This window comes from Deltaproteobacteria bacterium (genome assembly GCA_016208165.1).
Taxonomy (GTDB): domain Bacteria; phylum Desulfobacterota; class Desulfarculia; order JACQYL01; family JACQYL01; genus JACQYL01.
In genome coordinates this window covers 1-23,810 of record JACQYL010000072.1, presented here as the reverse complement: position 1 = coordinate 23,810, position 23,810 = coordinate 1, and the positions used below count along the sequence as shown (strand labels likewise).

The following is a 23,810-nucleotide window of genomic DNA, read 5'->3' as shown; positions in this document are numbered from 1 at the left end:
GCAACCGTCATGGGTGAGAAGAAAAAGAAAATTGTTAAAACCATAAAAGTGGATCTGGATAAATGCAACGGGTGCCGTGCCTGTGAGGTTATCTGCTCCTCCTTTCACGCTGCGCCCAAATATGGGAGCAACAATCCGGCCAGGTCTCGCATCCGCGTGATTCATGAGCCACTGAGAGACGTATATGTCCCTGTATATGCAGGCGAGTATACTAAAGCCGAATGTACCGGCAGGGACAAATACACCATTGACGGAAAGGAATACGACGAATGCGCCTTTTGCAGAGCCTCCTGCCCATCCAGGGACCTTTTTAAGGAACCCGATTCCGGACTTCCTCTAAAGTGCGATATGTGTGAAAGCGATCCGGCGCTGGAAAGGCCGATGTGTGTCCAATGGTGCTTAAACGATGCCTTGATTTATGAAGAAAGGGAAGAGGAAGTCGAAGAAGAAGAAACGCAGGAGGAGATGGAGATCGGATTGGAATCATTGGCCAACAAATATGGCTTCAAGCAGGTAATGGATGCCGTTGCTCGAATGGCCATGTCAAAGAAGGGCTAAAACATTCAGGCGAAAGAACAGGATCGATAAACACCGTGGAGACTGTAGCCGACTTCAAAGAGATTGTGGACGTCATCAAGGCGAAGGGCGGAGATGCCTTCAAACGATGCTATCAATGCGGACTGTGTGATACGGTTTGTCCTTGGAACAGGGTTCGAACCTTCAGCATGCGCAAGATTGTCCGTCAGGCGACGTTCGGTTTGACTGAGATAGAAAGTGAAGACATCTGGCGGTGCACTACCTGCGGAATCTGCCCTCAGCGGTGCCCCAGGGACGTAAAACAGATCGAATCGGGGATGTCTTTGCGCAGGATTGCCACGGAATATGGGGTCTTTCCTGCTTCTGTCCGCCCGATCCGCACCGTGAGCGCAAGCCTTATCGGCGAAGGCAACCCCTTGAACGAGGAGCGAAAAAACAGGGCGAAGTGGGCGGAAGGTCTGTCCGTAAACACGTTCGCCGAGGGGATGGAGATTCTATATTTCCCCGGCTGCTATCTCAGCTATGACCCGAGATTGAAAAAGGTGGCCAGAGCCACGGCCCAGATCCTCAAACGGGCAGGGGTCGATTTCGGGATACTGGGCTCCAAGGAAAATTGCTGTGGAGAAAGCATCCGAAAGACGGGCGACGAGGAGCTGTTCAAACGCTTAGCCAGGGAAAACATCAAGACGTTCATCGATAGCGGGGTGAAGAAAATCCTGGTCTCTTCCCCTCATTGTTACCATACCTTCAAGAACGAGTATCCCGAATTCAGGGTGAACTTCGAGGTGGTTCATATCTCCCAATATATTTTCGATCTTATAAACGAGGGAAGGCTCGAGATCAGGAAGGAGTATGCGAAGAAGGTGACGTATCATGACCCGTGTTACCTTGGTCGGCATAATGGCATATTTGACGAGCCCCGAGAGGTCCTGAGGAAGATACCCGGTTTAGAGCTGAATGAGATGCCCGATTCGCTGAAGGACAGCCTATGTTGCGGAGGGGGCGGAGGCCGGATTTGGATGGAAACTCCGAAGGGTGAACGATTCTCCGACCTCAGACTCGAACAAGCTATGGGGGTCGGGGCTGAGATATTGGTTACTTCCTGCCCGTATTGCATCACCAATTTCGAAGATAGCAGGTTAAACCTGCAGGATAGTAAAGACATAGAGATCGAGGGTAGTAAGGTCCCAGAGATTAAGGACATTACAGAGATTATCCAGGAAGTGATTTAAGGGATCGTAGAAACCCGATAAGGACATATGAGATTGGAAAAAGAACCCGTTGAAGGAACGTACTTAAAAATTCCCACGGACACCGATTTCGGCGACGTAATGGTTGTGGGTGGAGGGATCAGCGGTATCCAGGCTTCTCTTGATCTTGCCACTTCAGGTTATAAGGTTTATTTGGTTGAGAAGTCACCTGCCATTGGCGGAAAGATGGCCCAGCTTGATAAGACCTTTCCCACCAACGACTGTTCCATGTGCATTGAATCTCCCAAGTTCATCGAATGTGCAAGGCACCCCAATATCGAGATTCTGACCTATACCGAAGTAGACAGTGTAGAAGGGAAAGCAGGAGACTTCAAGGTAACTCTGACCAAGAAACCCAGATACATTATAGAGGACAGGTGCACAGGCTGTACTACCTGTGTAGAGTATTGCCCTGTGAAAGTGCCTGATCCGTTCAATCAAGACTTATCGTCGAATAAAGCCATCCATATATACTTTTCTCAAGCGGTACCGCTTATCACTTATATAGACCCCAAGACCTGCCTGTACATTCAAGACAAGAAGTGTACGATTTGCGAAGGAGTCTGTAAGAATGACGCCATAGATCTTCATCAAGAGGCGGAAAAGCTAGAAGTAAATGTGGGGGCGATCGTTTTGTCTCCGGGTTATGAGATATTTGACCCTAAGTTGAGGGGCGACTATGGCTACGGAAGAATGGAGAACGTGGTAACCAGTCTGGACTTTGAACGGCTGTTATGCGCCACCGGGCCGTACGAAGGTGAGATCAGGCGTCCGTCCGACGGGAAACACCCACATAAGATAGCGTGGATTCACTGTGTCGGTTCCAGGCAGGTTATTCCGGGCGGTAACACCTATTGTTCAGCCGTATGCTGCTCGTACACCCAGAAGCAGGTGATCTTGGCCAAGGACCATGACGCCGAGATCGAAGCGGCCATATTCCATAACGATATTCGATCGTATGGTAAGGATTTCGAACGATTCTACCAAAGAGCGGAGAATCTTCCAGGGGTTCGATTTATCAGAAGCTACGTATCCATAGGAAGAGAAATCCCTGAAACCAAGAACATAACGATAAGATACGCGACTTCCGACGAGGGTGTAAAGGAGGAGGAATTCGACCTGGTGGTATTATCCGTTGGCCTCAACCCACCTGCCGATGTGAAAGGCCTGGCGAATACGTTCGGCATCGAGCTCAACTCTTATGGGTTCTGCAAAACCAATCCCGTGAATCCGATCGAGACCTCTCGACCGGGCATTTTTGTGAGCGGAGCTTTCCAGGGTCCCGTGGATATCCCCGAATCCGTTGTGACCGCCAGTGGGGCTGACGCTCTGTGTGGTCAACTGCTCGATTACCGGCGTGGGAAGCTGGCCAGAGAAAGGGTATATCCGCCGGAGAGGGATGTGTCGGAAGAAGAGACCCGGGTGGGAGTCTTTGTGTGCCATTGCGGAGCTAATATCGGAAGAGTGGTCGATGTTCCTTCCGTGGTTGAATATGCATTAACCTTGGACAACGTGGTTCACGCCGAGGAAAGCCTGTTTGCATGTTCTACCGATGCTGCCGAGCAAATATCGAAAACGATCCGGGAAAAAGGACTCAACCGAGTGGTTGTCGCCGCCTGCACCCCCAGGACTCATGAACCGTTATTCCGGGACACGCTCCGGGAAGGGGGAATTAATCAATATTTCTTCGACATGGCGAATATTAGGGAACATTGTTCCTGGGTCCACTCTCGAGAAAAGGAAGACGCCACCCAAAAGGCAAAGGATATCGTCCGGATGTCGGTAGCCCGAACGACCCTTTTGGAGCCCTTGCAGGAATTCGATCTGCCGGTCAACAAGACGGGGCTGGTGGTCGGAGGGGGCCCGGCCGGCATGACCAGTGCGTTGAGTATGGCCAACCAGGGCTTCGAGGTGTACCTCGTGGAAAAGGATTCAGACCTGGGGGGAATGGCCCGAAGAATTCATTACACCCTGGAAGGACTGGATGTTCAAGCCTATTTGAGTGATATGGTGCGCAAGGTATATCGGCATCCCTTGGTCCATGTGTTAACGGGCGCCGCCATCACCGAGGTTTCCGGCTATGTCGGAAATTTCATAACCAAGGTGAAGGCCCAGGGAAGGGTCCATGAAATACGCCACGGAGCAGCCATCCTCGCCACCGGTGCTGCGGAATACAAACCCACTGAATATCTCTATGGTGAAGATGACAGGGTGTTGACCAACCTGGAATTGGAGGAACGCATCGCCAAGGGAGAAGAAAGGCTGATTAACTCCCAGACGCTGGCGATGATCCAATGTGTAGGTTGCAGACAAGAAGACCGGAATTACTGCGCCCGGATATGCTGCAGCCAGTCTATAAAGAATGCTCTGAAACTGAAAGAGATCAATCCCCGGATGGATATCTACATTCTTTTTCGGGATATGAGAACCTATGGGTTTCGAGAAGACTACTACCGGGAAGCATCCAATAAGGATGTGAAGTTCATCCGCTACGAGCCGCATGATAAACCTCACGTTGAAGCTGTCGAGGAGGGCGGGCAACGTAGTTTAAGGGTTACCGTGACTGATCCTATTCTGAATGAGCAACTTGCCATAGATGCCGACGCGGTCGCGTTGGCCGCCGCCATAATCCCCTCGGCGGGAACTCAGGAGATATCCCGATTATTCAAGGTATCCTTGAGCCCGGACGGTTTCTTTCAGGAAGCCCATGTAAAGTTGAGACCCGTTGACTTTGCCGCGGAAGGTGTTTTTCTGTGTGGAACCGCCCACTATCCTAAGCACATGTCTGAGACGATCAGCCAGGCGTATGGAGCGGCAGGCCGGGCCATAACACTTCTATCGCGGGATTCAGTCACAGCCTCCGGCGCTGTTTGCGCGGTTAAAGAGAACGATTGTGTATCCTGCGGGGCATGTATTACAGCTTGCACTTACGGCGCCATAGAGTTTCGTGACACGCCACAAGGCAGAAGGGCCTGGGTTAATCCGGTTCTTTGCAAGGGAGATGGCCTCTGTAACGCGAAGTGTCCAACAGGGGCCATTTTTCTGAAGCACTATACGGATGAAGAGATCATTTGCCAGATTGACGCGGCGTAGACAGATCGTTTGCCGAATTGACGCGATGATTGAGGACTCGTAGAAGTCCGCCAATGAACAACGCAGGGATTACCGACCCGGGAGCGAGATAAGAATGGGTACAGGATTCGATTTTAAACCAAAAATATTAGGCTTCTTATGCAATTGGTGAGGATACTCCGCCGCGGACTTGGCTGGAGTTTCCAGACTACAATATTCGCCTGAGATTAGAATTGTTCGCCTCATGTGCACGGGCAGAGTCGACCTGTCGTTCATCATCCGAGCTTTCTCAAATGGAAATGACGGGGTGTTTATCGGCGGTTGTTGGCCCGGCGAATGCCACTATATCACTGAAGGAAATTACGCCGCGTTAAGCAATATGTATCTATGTAAGAAATTACTGGAACACATAGGGGTGAACTCCGAGAGGTTAAGGCTTGAATGGATATCTGCTTCTCAAGGAAGCCGTTTCGCCGAAGTCATGAATGACTTCTCCATGAAGGTGAAGCTGAGGGAGTTAGGACCTCTTGGCAAGAGCGAAGGAATTGACGAACATGGATTAAGGCTCAAATTTGAATCCGTTAACAGATTAATCCCCTACGTTAAGCTGGTGGAAAGGGAGCGACTGAGAGTACCGGTTAAATCGGAACAAGCGTATAATACATTCTTCACCAGTGACGAGGTAAACAGGTTATTTGATGAATTAATTGGTGATCGATTGGCATTGGGTCAAATACTGGCGCTCTTGAGAGAAAGACCCCTTTCAACCAGAGAAATATCTGAGATGTCGGGCCTAAACCCGTCTGAAGTATCAAGACACATTAACAGTTCGTCAAGGCAAGGATTGGTCCGATACGATGAAAGCCGGAAGTGTTTTACTCTCGCCTGAGGTGAAAGACTTTGTAGTGGATTAGCGAAAGAAGAAGATTAGGACATCGGCTATGGACAAAGAGAGAATCGATCAGATTATTGAAAAACATAACTGTGAAGCTAGTTCACTCATTCAAATATTGCTGGAGATTCAGAGCGAAAATAACTGGCTTCCTAAGGAAGTATTGGAAAGGGTTAGCGAAAGATTGCAGGTTCCTTTGACCCGGATTCAGCATATAGCTACCTTTTATAAAGCTTTTAGTTTGGTTCCAAAAGGACGACATCAAATTCACATTTGTATGGGCACCGCCTGTCATGTTCGGGGTGCGTCGCGCGTCCTAGACACGGTGCGGGACCTGACTGGAATTAAACCCGGCGAAACGGACTTGGATTTGAAGTTCAGTCTGGAGACGGTTAACTGCCTCGGCTGCTGTGCTTTAGGACCGGTGATGGAAATCGATGGGAAGCCTCACGGCAAGATGGCGCCGGCCAAAACAGCAGACGTGCTGAAAAACTATGATTAGGGAAGATTATGTCGCGGATACATTCGCCCGCTGAATTGGAGGAATTCAGGAAAAGCATCCTGTCGAAAAGAGACCCCAATAAGCCTTGCATCACTCTCTGTTCCGGATCTGCTTGTCATGCTTCCGGCAGTAAAGAAGTCGCTGCGAGCCTTGAAGAGGAGATCGAGAAACAAGGCCTAAGCGCCGAGGTAGACATCAGGAAGACGGGTTGCCACGGTTTTTGTGAGAGGGGGCCTATTATAGTTATTCACCCTGAGGAAATATGTTATTTCCAAATAGAGCCCAAGGATGTTCATGAAATCGTCTCCCGGACGGTAAAAGAGAAGGAGGTTATAGAGCGTTTACTCTATACCGACCCTAGTACCAATGAAAAAATAATTCGTGAATCTGAAATCCCCTTCTACAAGAACCAAAAGCGGCTGGTTTTCGGTTCCAACGGTCATATTGATCCCAAAAGCATGGACGACTATCTGGCGCTCGGTGGCTATTCCGCGTTAGCCAAGGTTCTTTCCCGGATGACGGCCGAGCAGGTATTGGAGGAAGTCAAGAAATCGAACTTGAGAGGGAGAGGAGGAGGAGGCTTTCCCGCAGGGAGAAAATGGGAAGAATCTCTCAATGCCCCGGGCGAAATCAAATATGTGATCGTCAACGCAGACGAGGGGGACCCTGGAGCTTATATGGACAGGAGTCTTCTCGAGGGGAATCCTCACTCAGTGCTCGAGGGATTGACCATCGTAGCCTATGCCATAGGTTCCCACGAGGGCTATATCTACGTTCGACAGGAATACCCTCTGGCGGTAGAAAATGTGACCATCGCTATCAAGAAGGCTGAGGAGTATGGTTTTCTTGGGAAAAACATCCTTGGCTCCGGCTTTGATTTCACTGTTAAAGTGCACCAAGGAGCCGGCGCTTTCGTCTGCGGCGAATCGAGCGCCCTGATGACGGCGCTGGAAGGCAGGGCCGGAGAGCCCCGACCGAAATATATCCACACCGCGGTCAAGGGCGTTTGGGATAGACCCAGCGTTTTGAACAACGTCGAGACGTGGGCGAATGTGCCACTTATTATCAACAATGGCGCTGACTGGTTTGCTCAATTCGGAACTGAAAGAAGCAAGGGCACGAAGATATTCTCCTTGGTCGGTAAGATAACCAACACCGGCCTTGTGGAAGTGCCCATGGGCATGACCCTGAGAGACATCATCTACAAAATAGGCGGTGGAATCCCTGGTGGCAAGCGGTTCAAAGCAGTGCAGACCGGGGGACCGTCCGGAGGATGTATCCCCGAGGAACTGTTGGATTTGGAAGTTGGTTTTGATGAACTCACCAAGGCCGGTTCGATGATGGGGTCAGGTGGGATGATTATAATGGATGAAGATACCTGTATGGTCGACGTCGCCAGGTATTTCCTCGACTTCCTTACCGATGAATCGTGCGGCAAATGCGCCCCATGCCGCGAAGGCATGAGGCAGATGCTTAAGATTCTCACCAACATCACCAAAGGAAAGGGAAAAGAGGGTGACATCGAGCTGTTGGAGGAACTGTCCGAAGTAGCCGGCGAAGCTTCGCTTTGTGCTTTGGGCAGGAGTGCGCCCAACCCGTTTCTAAGCACGTTGCGCTACTTCAGAGAAGAATATGAGGCGCACATCAAGGAGAGAAGGTGCCCGGCTCTTTCCTGCAAGGAGCTGATCGCGTACCATATTGACCCGGATAAGTGTAAGGCCTGCATGATTTGTCTTCGAAAATGCCCTGCGGAGGCGGTAGTAGGCGCCAAAAACCAGATTCACGTAATTGACCAGGAGAAATGCACGAAGTGCGGAACCTGCTTTGAAGTTTGCCCCCCTCGTTTTGGCGCGGTAGAGAAAAGTTCCGGTGAGCCTGTTCCGTCTCCTATCCCTGAAGAAGCCAGAACTATAGTCAGAGAGAGTAAACAGAAATGAGTGAAATGCTTTTGCGGATTGACGGAAGAGAAGTTGAGGCGAGGGAAGGGATGACCATTTTAGAGGCAGCTCAAAATGCAGGGATTGTTATTCCGACTCTTTGCCACCACGAGAAATTAGACCCTTACGGAGCTTGCCGAATTTGCTCGGTGGAAGTGGAAGTTCGCGGCCGGCCAAAACTCGTTGCTGCTTGCGTTTACCCGGTGGAACGAGACTTGGTGGTAAGAACCAGATCTGAAAAGATAGATAGAATTCGCAAAATGATAGTGGAGTTATTGCTGGCGCATGCTCCGGATTCCTTGGAGTTGCTTGATTTGGCTAAAGAATATGGAGCAGACAAAGACCGTTTCGGCAAAGAGGCCTCATTTTGCGTACATTGCGGCCTGTGTGTGAGATATTGCGCCGAAGTGAAGAAGAAGAACGCTGTCGGATTTGTCGATAGAGGAACCAGGCGAGAGATATGTTTCATCCCTGAAATAGCCGCTAAGGAGTGCTGGGGCTGCAAGGAATGTTTCCCCCTTTGTCCTACATCGGCAGTACAAGCGGCCTACGCTTTGACTAAAGCGCTGGCGAGTCCCGCCCCGTCAAGCGCGGAGTTGCTTCAGTTCCCTTCATCAGGCTGTTGAAAAACGCGATCTGCGGTCACGCCAACGGCGTGACGCTTCATCCCTCGTCACTGCGACGTACTCTATGTACGCCTTCATTCCTCGGGATTTGCGCGCCTTGCATCTCATCGTTTTTCAACGGCCTGTGACAACCCGGCTTTTTCAACGGGCTGTCATGAGATGAAAAGGGCCGCTGCTGAATGGAGAGTTAGCGAAGCAACTGTCTGCTGACCACATTCCGGAGGATTTCGTTTGTGCCCTCGAAAAGCTGAGTGATTTTGGCATCCCGCATCATCCGCTCGACGGGGTAGTCCCTCACATAGCCGTACCCGCCGAATAGCTGGACCGCGCTGGTGGTGATTTCCATGGCGGTGTCCGACGCGAACCACTTGGTCATGGCGGACAGCTTGGGGATTTCCCCTGCATTCCTGTCCTTGTCGATGGCCGCGCAGGCGCGATACAACAGGGTCCTTGCCAGCTCCACTTTGAGCGCCATGTCCGCCAACACCCATTGCAGGCCCTGGAATTCCACGAGACGTTTTCCGAACTGGATTCTGTCGCGAGTGTAGTTCACCGCCTGGTCCATGGCACCCTGGGCGATTCCCACCGCCTCCGCCGCTATGCCCAGGCGAGAGGCGTTCAGCAGGGCCATCACCGTCTTGAATCCCTCGCCCGGCTGCCCGAGGATATTTTCCTTGGGCACGAAGCAGGACTCGAAGGACAAATCCGCCGTGTCGGAACCCCGAAGGCCCATCTTCCTTTCCTTCTTGCCGCGAATCAGTCCGGCGGCGTCGCCGGGGATGACAAAGAGGCTCAGGCCTTCGTGTTTGAGGGTGCGGTCGGAATAGGCCACCAGGACGATGATGCCGGCGGAATGCCCGTGGGTGATGAACCTCTTGGATCCGTCGATCACGTACCCGTCGTCCGTCCTTGTGGCTTTCGTCTTCATGCTGATGATGTCGGAGCCCGCATTCGGCTCGGTCATTGCAAAGGCCCCGATCCGTGAACCTTCTCCCAGGGGTCTGAGCCACCTCGTCTTCTGCTCGTGGGCGCCCTTCAACACGAAGGCGTCCACCACGAGCGAGTGCGCGGCGACGATATGGGCGGTGGACGCGCATACGCGGGCAATCTCCTCGATAACGAGCGCCAAGGTAAGAATCGATTCCCCGGAGCCGCCGTACTCCCTGGGACAATTAATCCCCAATAAGCCGTTTTGAGCTAAAATGGTTTTGTTATCCCAGGGGAATGCTTCCTGTTCATCGATTTCAGCCGCCCTTGGTTCAAACTTCTTTTTTGCGATCTTCCGAATGGTCTGCCTCAGAAGTTCCTGCTCTTCGGATATCTGAAAATCCACGGCGCCACCCCCATTGTGTGTATTCGGCCCTCTCCGGATGACCGATTCAGCCGGGTTGATCCGAACAGAATTGTTCGGCATTCGAGGAATCGAGTCAAGCCTGGCAGCCGGATTTTGTCAATGCCTTACCTCGTGTTCCTTTTCTAATCGAGAGTGACAACATCCAGGTCACCTCGTCCAATGTGTAAGATTCCGTCCGAGAAACCCTCTCAGGGAACCTCATCAACCATGTTCTAGCCTGGGTGGGCGAGGCTTCGAAGAGGTGTTACTCCGCGAAATAGGCCGAGCAGTTCATGTTCGCCGGAAAAAGCGAAAGCCAACCAGGACAACCGTTCTTGATCTTTCTTGCTTCCGATTCCCGCCGTTTCACGACGTTTATGGAGCATTCCGAATACCCGCTGCGGTAGATAATACGGTAGCGCTTATCGCTTTATAAGGGATTCCACCTATTTCTTTATGGTGAAAGACGGATTAGTCTTTTTGCACGCGCCGATGTACGCTGTACGTGCCGGTTTATCCACGGGCAGGAGCAAAGTATTCCCCCCGATACGGATAGAAGGAGGACACAACAAGGAGGATACAATTATGAGCAAAGTTGCCGTGATCATCACGGATCTGTTTGAAGATTCGGAGTACGCCGAACCGGCCAAGGCATTTAAAAAGGCCGGGCATCAACTCGTTCACGTGGGCCTGAAAGCCGGGGCCACCGTTCACGGAAAAAAGGATAACACCCCGGTGACCATCGATCGGAAGGTCAAAGACGTCGGCGTCGACGATTTTGACGCCTTACTGATTCCCGGAGGCTATTCGCCGGACAAGTTGCGGGTGGACGAAAACGCCGTACGGTTTGCCGACGATTTCGTCAAGAGCGGCAAGCCGGTCTTTGCCATCTGCCACGCGGCCCAGCTGCTGATCACCGCGGACGTGCTGCGAGGGCGAAAGCTGACCGGCTACAAATCCATCATTCAGGATATCAAGAACGCCGGGGCCGAGTTTGTCAACGACGAGGTCGTGGTGGACGACAACCTGGTGTCCAGTCGCGATCCGGGGGACTTGCCGGCTTTTATTTCGGCGGCTCTCGAGAAGCTTGGGTAACCCCTTGCGGGATCAGGCGTGGTGGGGAACATGGGGCGGAAGCCGGCCGAGTCGGAGGTTTCCGCTTCTTCTTCAGTTCATCCTTAATGTATCATTTCCGGATTCCGTTGGCGAATCGCCGTCAAGAGCGCAGCCGAGTGAGCGCTCTTGGGTATGCAGGCCGCGGCCCCGGACACGAGCATGCCTTTCTCCGTTTCACTCCCGTCGTACATGGACAACCCTATGATTCGGATGTGGGGCGATTCCGAATGGATCAACTTGGTCGCTTGCAGGCCATTCATTTTAGGCATGCTGATGTCCATGAGAATCACTTCGGGCTGTAGGTTTCGGGCCATCTGAACGGCTTCCAAACCATCTCCGGCCTCCCCCACCACCTCTATATCGGAATACCTTTCCAGCAAAGAGAGGATGCCATGGCGCATCACCGTGTGATCGTCCACCAGCAAGACGCGGATTCTCTTCTCCGCCGGAGTAAGAGCCGTAACGGCCCCTTTATGAGACGCCTTGCGCGCTTCAAAACCCTTGCCGGCGGCTGTTATCTTTTCGATCGGGACAACCAGGCCGAAGACCGCGCCCTTTCCGGGTGAACTCTCTATTTCGAGGCGGCCGCCGATAAGCTCCAGCCTCTCCCGAATGCTGAACAGTCCGAAACGATCCTCCCGGCCCAATTCCTTTGCCAGTTTCTCCGCGTCAAACCCCACGCCCTGGTCGCTGACGGCGATCCGCAGGTTGCCGTCCTTATCGCGTGACATTTCGAGTCGGGCCGACGAAGTGCGGGCATGGTTAATCACATTGAGCAGCAGTTCGCGAGCCGACTCGAAAAGAAGCACTTTAAGGTCTTCCGCTTCAACGATGTCCCCCGATCCGATATCCGCCTCGATGTCGATTCGAAAGGTCTCCTGGATTGTTCGGGCCAGCCATGACAATCCCGGAGCCAGCCCTCGCTCGTACAAAACGTGGGGCGCCATTTGTATGCTCAGGGAGCGCGTAGTCTTCAGACACTCGAGCAGCAAGTTATAGATCTGTCCGACGCTCTCCTGGTGTTCCTCTCCCAATTCATCCGCCAGGACCTCCAAACTGATCTTGGCCCCTACGAGCAACTGCTGGACGTGGTCGTGAATGATTACGGACAGACGGCGTCGCTCGCGCTGCTCCGCCAGGGTCAACTGAGATGACAGCCTGGTGAGCTGTTCGGCCCGTTCCCGGAGTTCAGCCGTCCGCTCTTTAACCCGCCGTTCGAGCTCATCCCGGGATCTCCGCAGGTCCTCCTCCGCCTGGATCAGCTTGGTAATATCGCTTCCAACAGCCAGAATTTCCGCCAATCGGCCGGTCTCGTCGTATATCGCGTGGTTCGTCCACGTCATCCAGAGCCGGCGTCCGTCCCGGCATACGTTCTCGTTAATGTTGCTCATGTAACGCTCTGGCCGGCTGACCACTTCCCGGACCAGACCGGACCGATCGGTTCCGGAGGATTCGATTTCGGGCAGCAGAATGCCCACGTGTTTGCCGAGTATCTCCTGTTCGCTGTAGCCGAACAGCTCCTGTGCATACTCATTGAAAAACGAGATCGTACCGTTTCTTTCAAAGCGGATGATGGCGCTTCTGGCGTTTTGGACCAGTTCACGGTATCTGCTCTCACTCGACCGCAGCGACTCCTCGGTGAGGGCCCGCTCCCTTTCCGACCTTATCCGCCGCAGGCCCTGCACCACCGCGGGCGCAAGCGCTTCGAGGTCCTCCTGCTGGTCTGCGCGGAAGCCTGTCTTACGGTTTGCCACGGCAATGATGCCCGTGGTTTCTCCGTCCTCGATAAGGGGAACGCCAAGGAACGAACTGAGCGGCGGGTGGCCTTCGGGCAACGCGATGCTGTCGGGGTGCGCCCGCGGATCATTGACGACCAGGCTTTTTCCATCCTGAACAACCCGGCCGTGGAGGCCGCGTAGGGGGAAAGCGCATGACGGACCTTCAGGGCCGGTCTGCTCGATCATCGCACACTGGCTCCATCCCGATTGGCTGACGGCAACGTAATGAAGAAGACCGTCGTTCCCGATTTCAGCAATGAAGCCGATTTCGCCGCCGGTGATCTCCAGAGCAATCTCCAGACAGGTTTCCCCAAAGGCCTCTTCCGATTCCGCCCGGATCACTTTCTGACAGATCCGGTTGATCCCCTGCAACACGTTGTTGTACCGGCGGATCCGCTGCTCTTCCCGCTTGCGCTCGGATATATCCTGGAGCATGACGACGGCCAATACAGGCCGTCCGGTTGCGTCCCGAACGGGAGCCCCGGAAAACTCGCACACCTGCTCCATCCCCGTGTCTTTCCTGTACCGCCTCAGTTCCAGTCCTGAAAAGGAATCCCCCCGCATGACCCTTTTTAACGGCCACTCCTCCGCTGGTATCGGCTCACCGTCGAGACGCTTCAGTTCAAAAAGATCCGAATATTCCGATACAGGTCGGCGGGCGTCCGGGACGGTCTTGAATCCGTGCAGATCGAGCGCAGCCCGGTTCATTGTCAAGATATTCCCCGCCATATCGCAGATCTTGAGCCCTTGGGACATGGTATCGATCACGGCTTCCAATTCGGCTGCTTTGCGGTTCAGGTCACTCAGGAGATCTTCATGCTCCTTGTCTCGACGCCTTTTTTCGGTTGTGTCGGAAAAGAGGACGCTGATGCCTTCGGGAGAGGGACTGCAGCGACACTCGTACCAGGACTTCAAAGGTTCGTAAAACGCTTCGAACGATACGGACTCACGTTCTTCCAGGGCTTTGCGCAAGTTGGTCTCGAAGACCGTCCCTCTGGCTTCCGGGAACAGCTCGAAGCCTTTTTGTCCTATAAGATCCGTTTTTGTTTTTCCCAAGAACCGAGCGGCCGCTTCGTTGGCATAGGTACACCGCCAATCGAAGTCAATGCCCACAAGACCTTCGGTCATGCTGTCAAGGATCGCGCCGATCCGCCGGGAGGAATCCTGAAGCGATTCATTATTCATCCGAGAATTCCCGGGATCCGTTAAGTCACCGGCATTCATGCCTTTTCGAGCCCTTATTAAATTATTGAGAGTAAAATCAGCAGGATGAGACTATTGAAGCGAAATGGAGTGTCGTGTCCATTTCCCCATATACAGCCTATATCCCATGAGCCGGAATTGTAAAGATTTTTTTCGGGCTTGGGAGACCCTCCAAACGGCTTAATGTTCGATCAATTTCCTCGTATTTAAATGATGAAATCCATAATCGACGTTATTCGAGCCGAAGTAATAGCAGGAAATCGATCGGAAAAGTCAGATGTTCCGATCATTAAATTACTTTCCAACGACATTGAATCACTGAATAAAGGTATTATCGATATGATACTCATAGGCCCGCTGAGGTTCGTCCTCATCTTGCTGTATACTTCTATCCACATTCTCGCCTTGACAGTGTCGACCATAGACATTGGATCTCATTCAGGCCTGTGTCCGAATGTCCGCCTCCCTCCGGAGACCCGGACGACCCCACCCACGAGTGCATGTGCCTTGTAATGCCTTGAAATACATCGGAAACCACTTTCAATGGTCCTGTTCAAAGGCCCCAAGCCCCGTGTTCCGTTGTACCCGCAAAAGCTTCTTCCGCCCACGTCAGCGAACCGCCTAGGCATATGCTGACATCGAAAAGGCGAGATGTCCACACGTTTTTGGAGGATTTGGCTGCTTGTAGATGGAAATACAGTACAGACCTTATAGTCGTCCAAACGGGTATGAAGTTAGTATTACAAAAAAGAGCTGCCAACTTGAAGAAGTGAGCTTCTGATGAGGGGCATAAAGTTGACTTGAGGTTGGTTGGGGTGTTCGCCGGAGCACAATCGTATCGAATTTGAGGATCGAGCTTTGCGAAACAGGTATGCGGTTGAGCTAAATTCTACTTGGTTTCGCTGGTGCATAACGGAGGGGTGGCGGTTCGAATTCCGTGACGGAATGCAAGCGAGCCCTGGTCCGTGTTCTGGAAGTCGGGTTACCCCTGCATCTGTGTCACCGGTTCTTTGGTGCGAGAGCTGTTTGGTCGAGCGATTTCGAGGGAGGAAGACCGCCTGAATCTCATGCAAGGGTTGCTTGTAGGTGGAAATACAGTATCGGCCTTATAGTCGTCAGAACGGGTAAGAAGTTAGTATTACAACATGTTATCCACACGAAAAAACGGGCGATCGAGGTTTGCGAAGAAGACATCCGATGAACCTGTTTTCTGCCTGGTTCCGTTGATGCGTAACACACAGGCAGAGGTTGGAACTCCGACGTGGCGCGAGCAAGCCAGGGTCTGTGTTCCGGAAATCGGGTAACCCTTGTATCCGTGTGACTGGTTTTTCTGCCTGAGTGGCGTTTGTTCAAGCGATTTCAAGGATAGAAAATTGACTCAATCCAAAAGAAAGGAGGCAATGAAGAAGAAACCGGTCAGGTATTGGTGATGGACTCATCGTTAACAGGAAAAAAAACAGGACCAAGTCTATTTAAAGGGGAAGTGTGATGAGTAAGCTCAAGTTTTTGAAGTGTATGAGCTTGGGGTCGACGCTATGTATGCTTTCATTGGTAGTCGGTCTGGCCTGGACGCAAAATTCACATGCGTTTGGGATATCGAAGCGACCGACTCATGCCGACAGGCAAGCGGCCGCCGATCGCGCGGCGGCGAAGCTTGAAGCGGCGGGTTTAGGGGGGAATATGTTCTTGGCGGTTGCTCAGCCGGGAGATGCTCCACGTTACTTTACCCATCCCAACTATATGAACAGCCCGTTGCAAGGAGTGGACATTCTCGGCGACGGCACGCAGTTTTCCGTCGGAATCCGTAAATTTGTGGACGGGCTTCCGGGGCTTACATCCGCCGGGATGAATAATTTAGGTCAATATATTTCCGTGCCCGTTCCTGACGACACGACCTATCCCGGTTCCGATTATTATGAGATCGCGGTCGTAGAGTTCATGGAGCAATTGCACTCCGATTTGCCTGCGACCAAGCTGAGAGGCTACGTGCAGCTCGAGACGCCTTTTAATGCTTCGACGAGCAAGCACGTTCCTCTTCCCGGCGGAAAGCTCGGGTACGACGATCCCCATTATTTGGGAACGACCATCGTAGCCCAGAAGGACAGGCCGGTGCGGATCAAGTTTTACAATTTGTTGCCGACCGGAATGGGAGGAAATCTGTTTGTCCCAACGGACGCCACATTCATGGGCGCGGGTATGAGCCCCAATATGTTTATGATGGGTCCTGACGGAGTTCCCGTTCCGATGCCGGAAGCGGATTGGCAAAATCCGATGTGCACGGACAAGGATATGATCATGCCCGATTGTTTTCCGGAGAACAGGGCTACATTGCATCTGCATGGGGGCATAACTCCGTGGATCAGCGATGGGACGCCGCATCAGTGGATTACGCCCGCCGGCGAGCCTACGAATTTTCCTCAAGGCGTCAGCGTACAACCCGTTCCGGATATGGGCGATGATAACAACCCGACGGATGGTACGCAGACCTATTATTACACCAACCAGCAAAGCGCGAGATTGTTGTTCTATCACGATCATGCGTGGGGAATTACCCGTCTGAACGTCTATGTGGGGGAGGCTGCGGGCTATCTGATCAGAGACGCGGTCGAGCAGTTACTTTTGACCGGAGGACTGATTCCCGCCGATGAGATCCCCCTGGTTTTTCAGGACAAGACCTTTGTGCCGGATCCTTGGCAGATAGCCATGCAGGATGAAACGTGGGACAGCGCAAGATGGGGCGCGAAAGGTAACTTGTGGTTCCCTCACGTGTATGTGCCGGCGCAGAATCCCGGTGATCTGTCCGGTTTCAACGCGTATGGCCGCTGGATGTATGGTTCCTGGTTCTGGCCGCCGACGAATGCTATTGACCATGGACCGATTCCGAACCCGTACTACGGCACTTCTCCCCTTGAACCGCTCATCATGCCGGGGACGCCCTTTAATTCGGCCGGAATGGAAGCGTTTAACGACACGCCCCTGGTTAACGGCACCGCGTATCCGGTTTTGGAAGTCGAGCCGAAAGCCTATCGCTTCCGCATCCTGAGCGCGGCTAACGACAGATTCTTCAACCTCTCCTGGTACAAGGCCGTCGACGCTATCGGAGTATTATGCGATGAAAACACCAATCCTGCGCCTATTGCGGAAGCCAGCGGGGTTGCGTGTACGGAAGTGAATTTGAACCCTCTCGAGGTGACGGCAGCATTGACCGATCCTACCGTTTTTCCGACGCCGGTGGCCGGCACTGAAGGTCCCGACTGGATTCAAATCGGCACCGAGGGAGGGTTCTTACCCGCTCCGGTCGTTATTCCTGCTCATCCTACTACTTGGGTTAATGACCCGACGCTTTTCAATGCAGGCAACGTCGATCTGCACTCGCTTCTCCTCGGGCCTGCGGAGAGAGCGGACGTGATTGTAGACTTCTCCGCTTTTGCCGGTCAGACGCTGATCCTGTATAACGATGCTCCGGCAGCCTTCCCGGCGCGTGACCCGCGATACGACTATTACACAGGATCGCCCGACCTGACCGACACAGGCGGTGTTCCTACGATTCCCGCGGGATATGGGCCGAACACCCGCACCGTCATGCAGGTTAAGGTAGCGAACACGGGTGCGGCGCCGGCGTTTGGCCTGCCTGCTCTGGAAGCGGCATTCGCTCATCAGGCCGATAACTCCGGAGTGTTCGAGAGCGCCCAGAAGCCGATCATCATCGGGCAGCAGGCGTATAATTCGGCGTATGGAACGGCGTTCCCGTATACATGGGCCAACATTTTCGATTTCTCCCTGACCTTCCAAACTCTGCTTGGAACCCCTCTTTCCATCGGTTTCCAGAACAAAATGATTCAGGATGAAATGGGTGAAGCCTTTGAAAAAGAGTACGGTAGAATGCAGGGGAACTTGGGTCTCGAGGTCCCCAATGCCCAGGCCGGACTGCAGAATATGATTCTGTATCCGTACTCGGCTCCGCCGACTGAAGTCCTAGCAGGCCTCAAGTTTCCGGTGGATGGAGCCGGCGAACTTCAAGTCCAACCGATCGCTTCCGCCGATGACGGTACTCAGATCTGGAAGATCACCCACAATGGAGTGGACACGCACCCGATGCACTGGCACTTGTATGATGTGCAGCTGATCAACAGGGTCGGTTGGGATAACGGTGTCAGACTACCGGATCCGAACGAGGTGGGTTGGAAAGACACGGTCAGGGTCAGTCCATTGGAAGATACGATTGTGGCCGTAAGACCAATAATGCCGGTCGTACCGTTCGATCTTCCCAACAGCGTTCGCCCGATGAGTCCGATGATGCCGATAGGCGCGTACCTGGTGAACAGCACCGCGGCTGAAACAGCCGGGTTGCCGATCCTTGGTTTCGCTCCGGACGGCGAGCCGATCGACATTATCAACCATGTAGTGAATTTCGGTTGGGAATATGTCTGGCACTGTCATATCCTGAGCCATGAAGAGATGGATATGATGCGGCCGCAAGCCGTGGCCCTGCCGGTGAATGCTCCTTCAGGTTTGGGCGCTGCAATCCAGGGTAGCTCGGCGGCTTTGAGCTGGGTGGATAACTCTTCCAACGAAACGTCCTTTATCGTCCAGAGAAGTGACGACGGAGGCGCCACATGGGTTGATGTCGGAACGGTTCCCGAGGATACGACCATGTTCGCGGACGCCGGCTTGATGAATGCGGTTCCTTACAACTACAGGGTGGTAGCCCAAAACCAGGTTGGGGACACCTGGGATTACAGCAATCCGAACTTCAACGAGATTGCTCCCGGCAGTTATGCTTTCCCGGTGTTGACGATGGAGTCGTTCTCCGGGGTCATCCCGGTGTGCGCGCTGCTCGCCGACTTCAACAACGACGGCAGGATCAACCAGGTGGACTTTGCCATCTTCAGGCAGAACTACGGCACAACCGGCCCGACCGGCGACATCAATGGAGACGGCTTGGTCAACCAGGCGGATTTAGTCCTCTTCAGGCAGTATTACGGTACGACATGTCCATAAATTACACGAAACACGCGGACGTTTGTTCGTAAATGATTCATCCTTACCCGGCCCGTCGCTCACAAGGTGGGACGGGCCGGGTAAGGGGCAAGACCCAACAACTGGAGGAAAATACAATGAAAGTGGTACGAATTCTAGCGGTCCTTTTCTTCTTGAGTATGTCGGTTTTTCTCCCCAGGGCCGACGCGGCCTTCTTATCGGTTTCGCCCACCGGCTCGTTCGATGCCGTGGCGGCGGGCGCAACCTCGATCACCTTTGACGTGTTTTTCAATGTCGAAGGCGCTGAGAGTTTCACATTTATTTCCTGGGATATCGGCATGGTGTACGATACCACCGAACTTGGCGGATGGACGGCGTCGAATGTGGTGGCGGGAGACGTAACAGCGGGTCCTCCCGCGGGTTCGCTCAATCACATCTTCTTTTCTTTCAACCCGGCCACGGACGTGACGTTTGCCGCCGCCGGCGCTTACCTGCTGGCGTCCCTTACGTTCGACATTGTCGCACCGGTTCAGTTCTTTGACGGACTGGCTGATTTTTCAGTGCTTTCACAGATCGGCGACCAGTTTGACGGGTTCACCGACGATCAATTTACCTTTTATCAGTTCGCCGGTGCGAACGGGGCCGATGTGGGCACCCCCGATGTGGGCGCCCCCGTTCCGATTCCGGGCGCGATCTGGCTGCTGGGCTCCGGACTGGTTGGGCTGATTGGAATGGGCAGACGCAGGATTCATAGGGCCTAGGACGAAGCCTGAATGAACAAAGGCGATTGCCCGGTTTGACCGCTGCGGCGAAGTCAGTCCGCCGTCGGGTCGGCGCGGGGCAACGCGATTCGAAAGAAGACAGGGAGGTTATACCTCCCTGTCTTCTTCCCGGAAACAAGGAACGAGCGCGGAATTTGTGATGGCGATGATCGTGATTATGGAACTGTTGGCCGGTGAGGCGCCAAAGACGCAGTGGAAAGCAACAAACCGGCGATGACGCTGCAGGAGATGCACATGGTCCTGAAAGAGCTTCAGAAGGAGATCAAGGAGAAAGTGAGCGGCACAACCGAAAAGGCGGGTACCAGACCATAGCCCGTTCAAAATGGCGGGAGTCGGAGGCCGGCGCCTTTCCTCCCGCCGGCTCCACCGGGGGCGAGCGTGTAGAGTCGCCGATCAGGTCTTGGCGGTATCCAGCGCCTCTCTGACCTTAAGCGCCAGATCCTTTCTTGAAAAAGGCTTGGGCATGAAACAAACGCCTTCTTCCAATACTCCCCGATGGGCGATGACGTTGGCCGTGTAGCCGGACATGAACAGGATTTTGAGATCAGGGTAGAAGGATCTCAGTTCATTGGCCAATTCGCGTCCGTTCAATTCAGGCATTACCACATCCGTTATCAGCAGGTTGATTTCGCCCGCATGTTCCTCGGCCAGGTGCATGGCTTCTCCGGGGGCGCCCGCGGTCAATACGGCATAACCAAGTCCCTCTAGCATCCTTTTGCCGATCTCCAAAATAGAAACCTCGTCCTCGACCAGCAATACCGTCTCTCCGCGGCTCGATGGGATTTCTGTAACGCTTTCGCTCAGCGCCTGGACTGCTGCGCCCGTATGTCGGGGAAGATAGATTTTGACCGTAGTGCCTTTTTCCGGTTCGCTGTAGATGTTGATAAAGCCGTTGTTCTGTCTGACGATACCGTATACCGTGGCCAAACCCAGGCCGGTGCCAAGACCCGTGCTCTTGGTCGTAAAGAAAGGTTCGAAGACCTTGTCCAGGGTTTCCGGGTCCATGCCGCAGCCGTCATCGCTCACGCCGATCAATACATAGTTACCTGGGACAAATCCGGCGTGATCGGCGCAATACGCCTCGTCGAAGCTCACATTCTCCGTCTCTATGGTGACCTTCCCTACGCCGCCTATGGCGTCGCGGGCGTTGACGCAGAGATTCGCCAGGATCTGATCGACCTGCGTGGGATCGATCTTTACCGGCCAAAGATCCGCATCGGGCAGCCAGGCAAGATCGATCTCCTCGCCGATGAGCCTCCGGAGCATTTTGAGCATGCTTTCCAGAGTATCGTTCAGGTCGAGCACCTTGGGTGCTATGGTCTGCCGGCGGGCAAAGGCCAGCAACTGCCGGGTGATGTCCATGGACCGGTTTGTGGCCTTTATGATCTCCCTGAGGTCGTTCCGCAAGGGACTACCCGGGGCCGCCTTATCCAGCGCCAGCTCCGAATAACCGAGAATGACGCTGAGCATGTTGTTGTAGTCGTGCGCCACTCCTCCGGCCAATCGGCCTATGGATTCCATCTTCTGCGCTTGGAGCAGCTGTTTTCCCAGTGATTCCCGTTTACGCTCGGACTCTTTTCGGGCCTTATCCATCCGGAGGAAGCTGAGAGCGTAGGCCAGGTCTCCACCCAATTCGGTGAAGAGGCCCCGTTCGTCATCATCAATAGTCAGGTCATGACTCAGCGCGGCAATAAGATAGCCGTAAGCCACATCTCCATGGATCAGTCGTACGCACATGGTGTGCATCTTGGTGCAATTTTGTGCGATCGGGCATTTATCGCAAACATCCGCTTTGTCTTCGATCAACACAGCCTCCCGATCGGTCCGGCCCGGATCGCAACAGGACGGCAGCCCGCCACTCGCCAGAAAGGCGTTCAGCGACTCGGAGATATCGTCCATGCCCGCGCCGGCCCAGGAGGAGGGCCGATCGTCTTCGTCGGTGAGAATGACCAGGGCCGAAGCATATCCGCGATTGTGAACCAGTAGTCTGCACCCATCGAGGATCAGTGTCCCCGGGTCCCGTTCACGCACGATCAACTGATTCATGTCGCGGATCGAGCGCAACACCCGGTTCAGGTGCTCGATGCGGAGTTCGGCGAGTTTGTGCTCGGTAATATCCTGGAAAGAACCCCTCACCTGGACAACCTTCCCGTTTTCCGTTTTCGGCTGACCAATGGTTCGTACCCATTTGCGAGCGCCTTTGGCGGTGATCAGTTCCAATTCCAGGTCATAAGGCTTACCGAGTTCAATGGCGTCTTGCACGGCCTTCTCGATTTTTGCGCGAGACTCTTCCAGATAAAAGTTCAGACTGCGTTTCAGGCTGGTTTCATCGCTCGGGTCGAGGTCATGAATCCGGGCCACTTCCTCCGTCCACGTTCCTTTGCCCGTGGCGGGATGGAACTCCCATCCGCCGATCTTTGCGATGCCGCCCATCTCCCGCAACAGACGATCCTGATATTGCAGGGCCTCTTCGGCCTGTTTACGTTCGGAGATATCTCGCGTGACACCCTGAAGACCGACGGGCTGTCCTCCATCGTCATAAATAACTTTGCCGTGGATTTCCACCGGCAACGGTTGGCCATTCTTCCTGAACATCACGGCTTCGAAAATGACGCCGGTACTCCGCGCCCCGTTGGCTGTTTCATTCGCAATGATCCAGGTCATTCTTGCGAAGTTTTCCTCGTCACAATGTTCCGGGAGCCGGCTTCCGATCCACTCCTCCTGGGTAAAGCCCATAAGGCTGAATATGGCCGGATTGACATAGGTGAACTCGAGATCGAGGTTCATGGTCCAGATCACGTCCAAGGTGTTGTCGGACAACAGGCGGTATTTTCTTTCACTTTCAATGATCTCTTTTTGGTGTGTCCGTTCCGCGGTTTGGTCCCTGAACACCAGGACAACGCCGATGATTTCGTTGTTATTGTCGCGGATAGGGGCCCCGCTGTCGGCAATCGGGATCTCACGCCCGTCTCTGGCAATGAGCAGGGTGTGGTTGGCGAGGCCCACCACGATTCCCTCTCTGAGCACCCGCGCTACCGGATCCTCTACGATGCTCCGCGTCCCTTCATTGATAATCCGGAAGACTTCGTTTATGCTTCTGTCTCGAGCCTCTTCCTGCTTCCATCCGGTGAGGGTTTCGGCCACCGGGTTCATAAGGTCCACCCGGCCTTTCGAATCCGTGGCCATCACGGCGTCTCCGATGGCCTGCAAGGTGATGCTGTGCCGTTCCATGGCCTGGCTCAGGGCCGTCTCGGAGCGGTAGAGTTCGCGGTAGTGGGCCTTGAGATTACGTTGCCGAATAACGAGCCCGAACGCAACAACAAGGCCTATGACACTCAGCATAAATACCAGGATCATGATCGAGCGAAATCGCCATTCGGCAAAAGCTTCGGTCGAATCCACCTTGGCCACCATGAACCAGGGAGAATCCGGTACACGCAGGATGGCCGCCACAACCTCCACCCCACGATAGTCCTTGCCTTCCACGATTCCCTCTCTACCTCCAGCCGCCATGGCGGCAGGAAGATCGGCCCGGCTGACGGGAATCCGGAGCTTAAGCGCCGTATCTTTCTGATGGCGCAATTCATTCAGAAAGAGCACGTCGTCGCCGTCTTTTTGAACCAGGAGGGTTTCCGCCGTGTCGCTGGGCGTGGGCCAGGATTGGATGAGGGGGTAGAGAAACTGGGCGGCTTCACAGACCAGGACGAGGGCTCCAACGGCCGTCCGACGGTCTTTTCCGGAAAAGAGAGGCACGACCACGGAGAGATGAGGAGACGGATATTCGGGATCGACATGGAAAGGC

General features: G+C 53.7%; 13 protein-coding genes. 10 read left to right on the top strand and 3 right to left on the bottom strand.

Translation table 11 applies throughout. The annotated features are described in order from the left end of the window. The first annotated feature begins 9 nt into the window (after positions 1-9). The 7 genes from HY788_15100 (at position 10) to HY788_15070 (ending at position 8,816) form a co-directional block, all read left to right on the top strand. Positions 10-558: a (4Fe-4S)-binding protein gene (locus tag HY788_15100; GenBank protein MBI4775475.1), complete on the top strand. Its 549-nt coding sequence runs from the start codon at positions 10-12 to the stop codon at positions 556-558. 35 nt (positions 559-593) lie between these two features. Continuing rightward, positions 594-1,769 carry a (Fe-S)-binding protein gene (locus tag HY788_15095; protein MBI4775474.1) on the top strand — a complete coding sequence of 392 codons (1,176 nt, stop codon included), beginning with the start codon at positions 594-596 and terminating at the stop codon, positions 1,767-1,769. A 27-nt stretch (positions 1,770-1,796) separates the two neighbouring features. Continuing rightward, positions 1,797-4,880, top strand: a complete 3,084-nt coding sequence (locus tag HY788_15090) for a CoB--CoM heterodisulfide reductase iron-sulfur subunit A family protein (GenBank protein MBI4775473.1) — start codon at positions 1,797-1,799, stop codon at positions 4,878-4,880. 94 nt (positions 4,881-4,974) lie between these two features. Next, positions 4,975-5,748 carry a hydrogenase iron-sulfur subunit gene (locus HY788_15085; protein MBI4775472.1) on the top strand — a complete coding sequence of 258 codons (774 nt, stop codon included), beginning with the start codon at positions 4,975-4,977 and terminating at the stop codon, positions 5,746-5,748. A gap of 52 nt (positions 5,749-5,800) precedes the next feature. Next, positions 5,801-6,253, top strand: a complete 453-nt coding sequence (locus tag HY788_15080) for an NAD(P)H-dependent oxidoreductase subunit E (protein ID MBI4775471.1) — start codon at positions 5,801-5,803, stop codon at positions 6,251-6,253. An 8-nt stretch (positions 6,254-6,261) separates the two neighbouring features. Beyond that, on the top strand, positions 6,262-8,190 hold the full coding sequence (locus tag HY788_15075; protein ID MBI4775470.1) for a 4Fe-4S binding protein: 1,929 nt from the start codon (positions 6,262-6,264) through the stop codon (positions 8,188-8,190). Beyond that, entirely contained in the window at positions 8,187-8,816 is a 630-nt protein-coding gene (locus HY788_15070) for a (2Fe-2S)-binding protein (GenBank protein MBI4775469.1), read from the top strand. The genes HY788_15075 and HY788_15070 overlap by 4 nt, the downstream gene beginning before the upstream one ends. A gap of 187 nt (positions 8,817-9,003) precedes the next feature. Here the strand turns inward: HY788_15070 and HY788_15065 are convergent, their stop codons facing one another. Next, positions 9,004-10,149 (bottom strand): acyl-CoA dehydrogenase family protein, encoded by a 1,146-nt coding sequence (locus HY788_15065; GenBank protein MBI4775468.1) that lies wholly within the window; start codon positions 10,147-10,149, stop codon positions 9,004-9,006. A 582-nt stretch (positions 10,150-10,731) separates the two neighbouring features. On the opposite strand from HY788_15065, the gene HY788_15060 reads away from it, so the two are divergent. Next, positions 10,732-11,244: a type 1 glutamine amidotransferase gene (locus HY788_15060; protein ID MBI4775467.1), complete on the top strand. Its 513-nt coding sequence runs from the start codon at positions 10,732-10,734 to the stop codon at positions 11,242-11,244. Positions 11,245-11,327: 83 nt separating this feature from the next. Here HY788_15060 and HY788_15055 read toward each other — a convergent pair whose 3' ends face one another. After that, positions 11,328-14,228, bottom strand: a complete 2,901-nt coding sequence (locus HY788_15055; protein ID MBI4775466.1) for a PAS domain S-box protein — start codon at positions 14,226-14,228, stop codon at positions 11,328-11,330. A 1,506-nt stretch (positions 14,229-15,734) separates the two neighbouring features. Between HY788_15055 and HY788_15050 the strand changes: the two genes are divergently transcribed. Both HY788_15050 and HY788_15045 read left to right on the top strand, forming a co-directional pair. Next, a complete protein-coding gene (locus HY788_15050; protein MBI4775465.1) occupies positions 15,735-19,247 on the top strand; it encodes a multicopper oxidase domain-containing protein in 3,513 nt (1,170 codons plus the stop codon). A gap of 116 nt (positions 19,248-19,363) precedes the next feature. Next, entirely contained in the window at positions 19,364-19,987 is a 624-nt protein-coding gene (locus HY788_15045; protein ID MBI4775464.1) for a hypothetical protein, read from the top strand. Between the two features lie 414 nt (positions 19,988-20,401). Here the strand turns inward: HY788_15045 and HY788_15040 are convergent. Next, positions 20,402-23,810: PAS domain S-box protein (locus tag HY788_15040; protein ID MBI4775463.1), on the bottom strand; the 3,409-nt coding region annotated here is incomplete at its 5' end.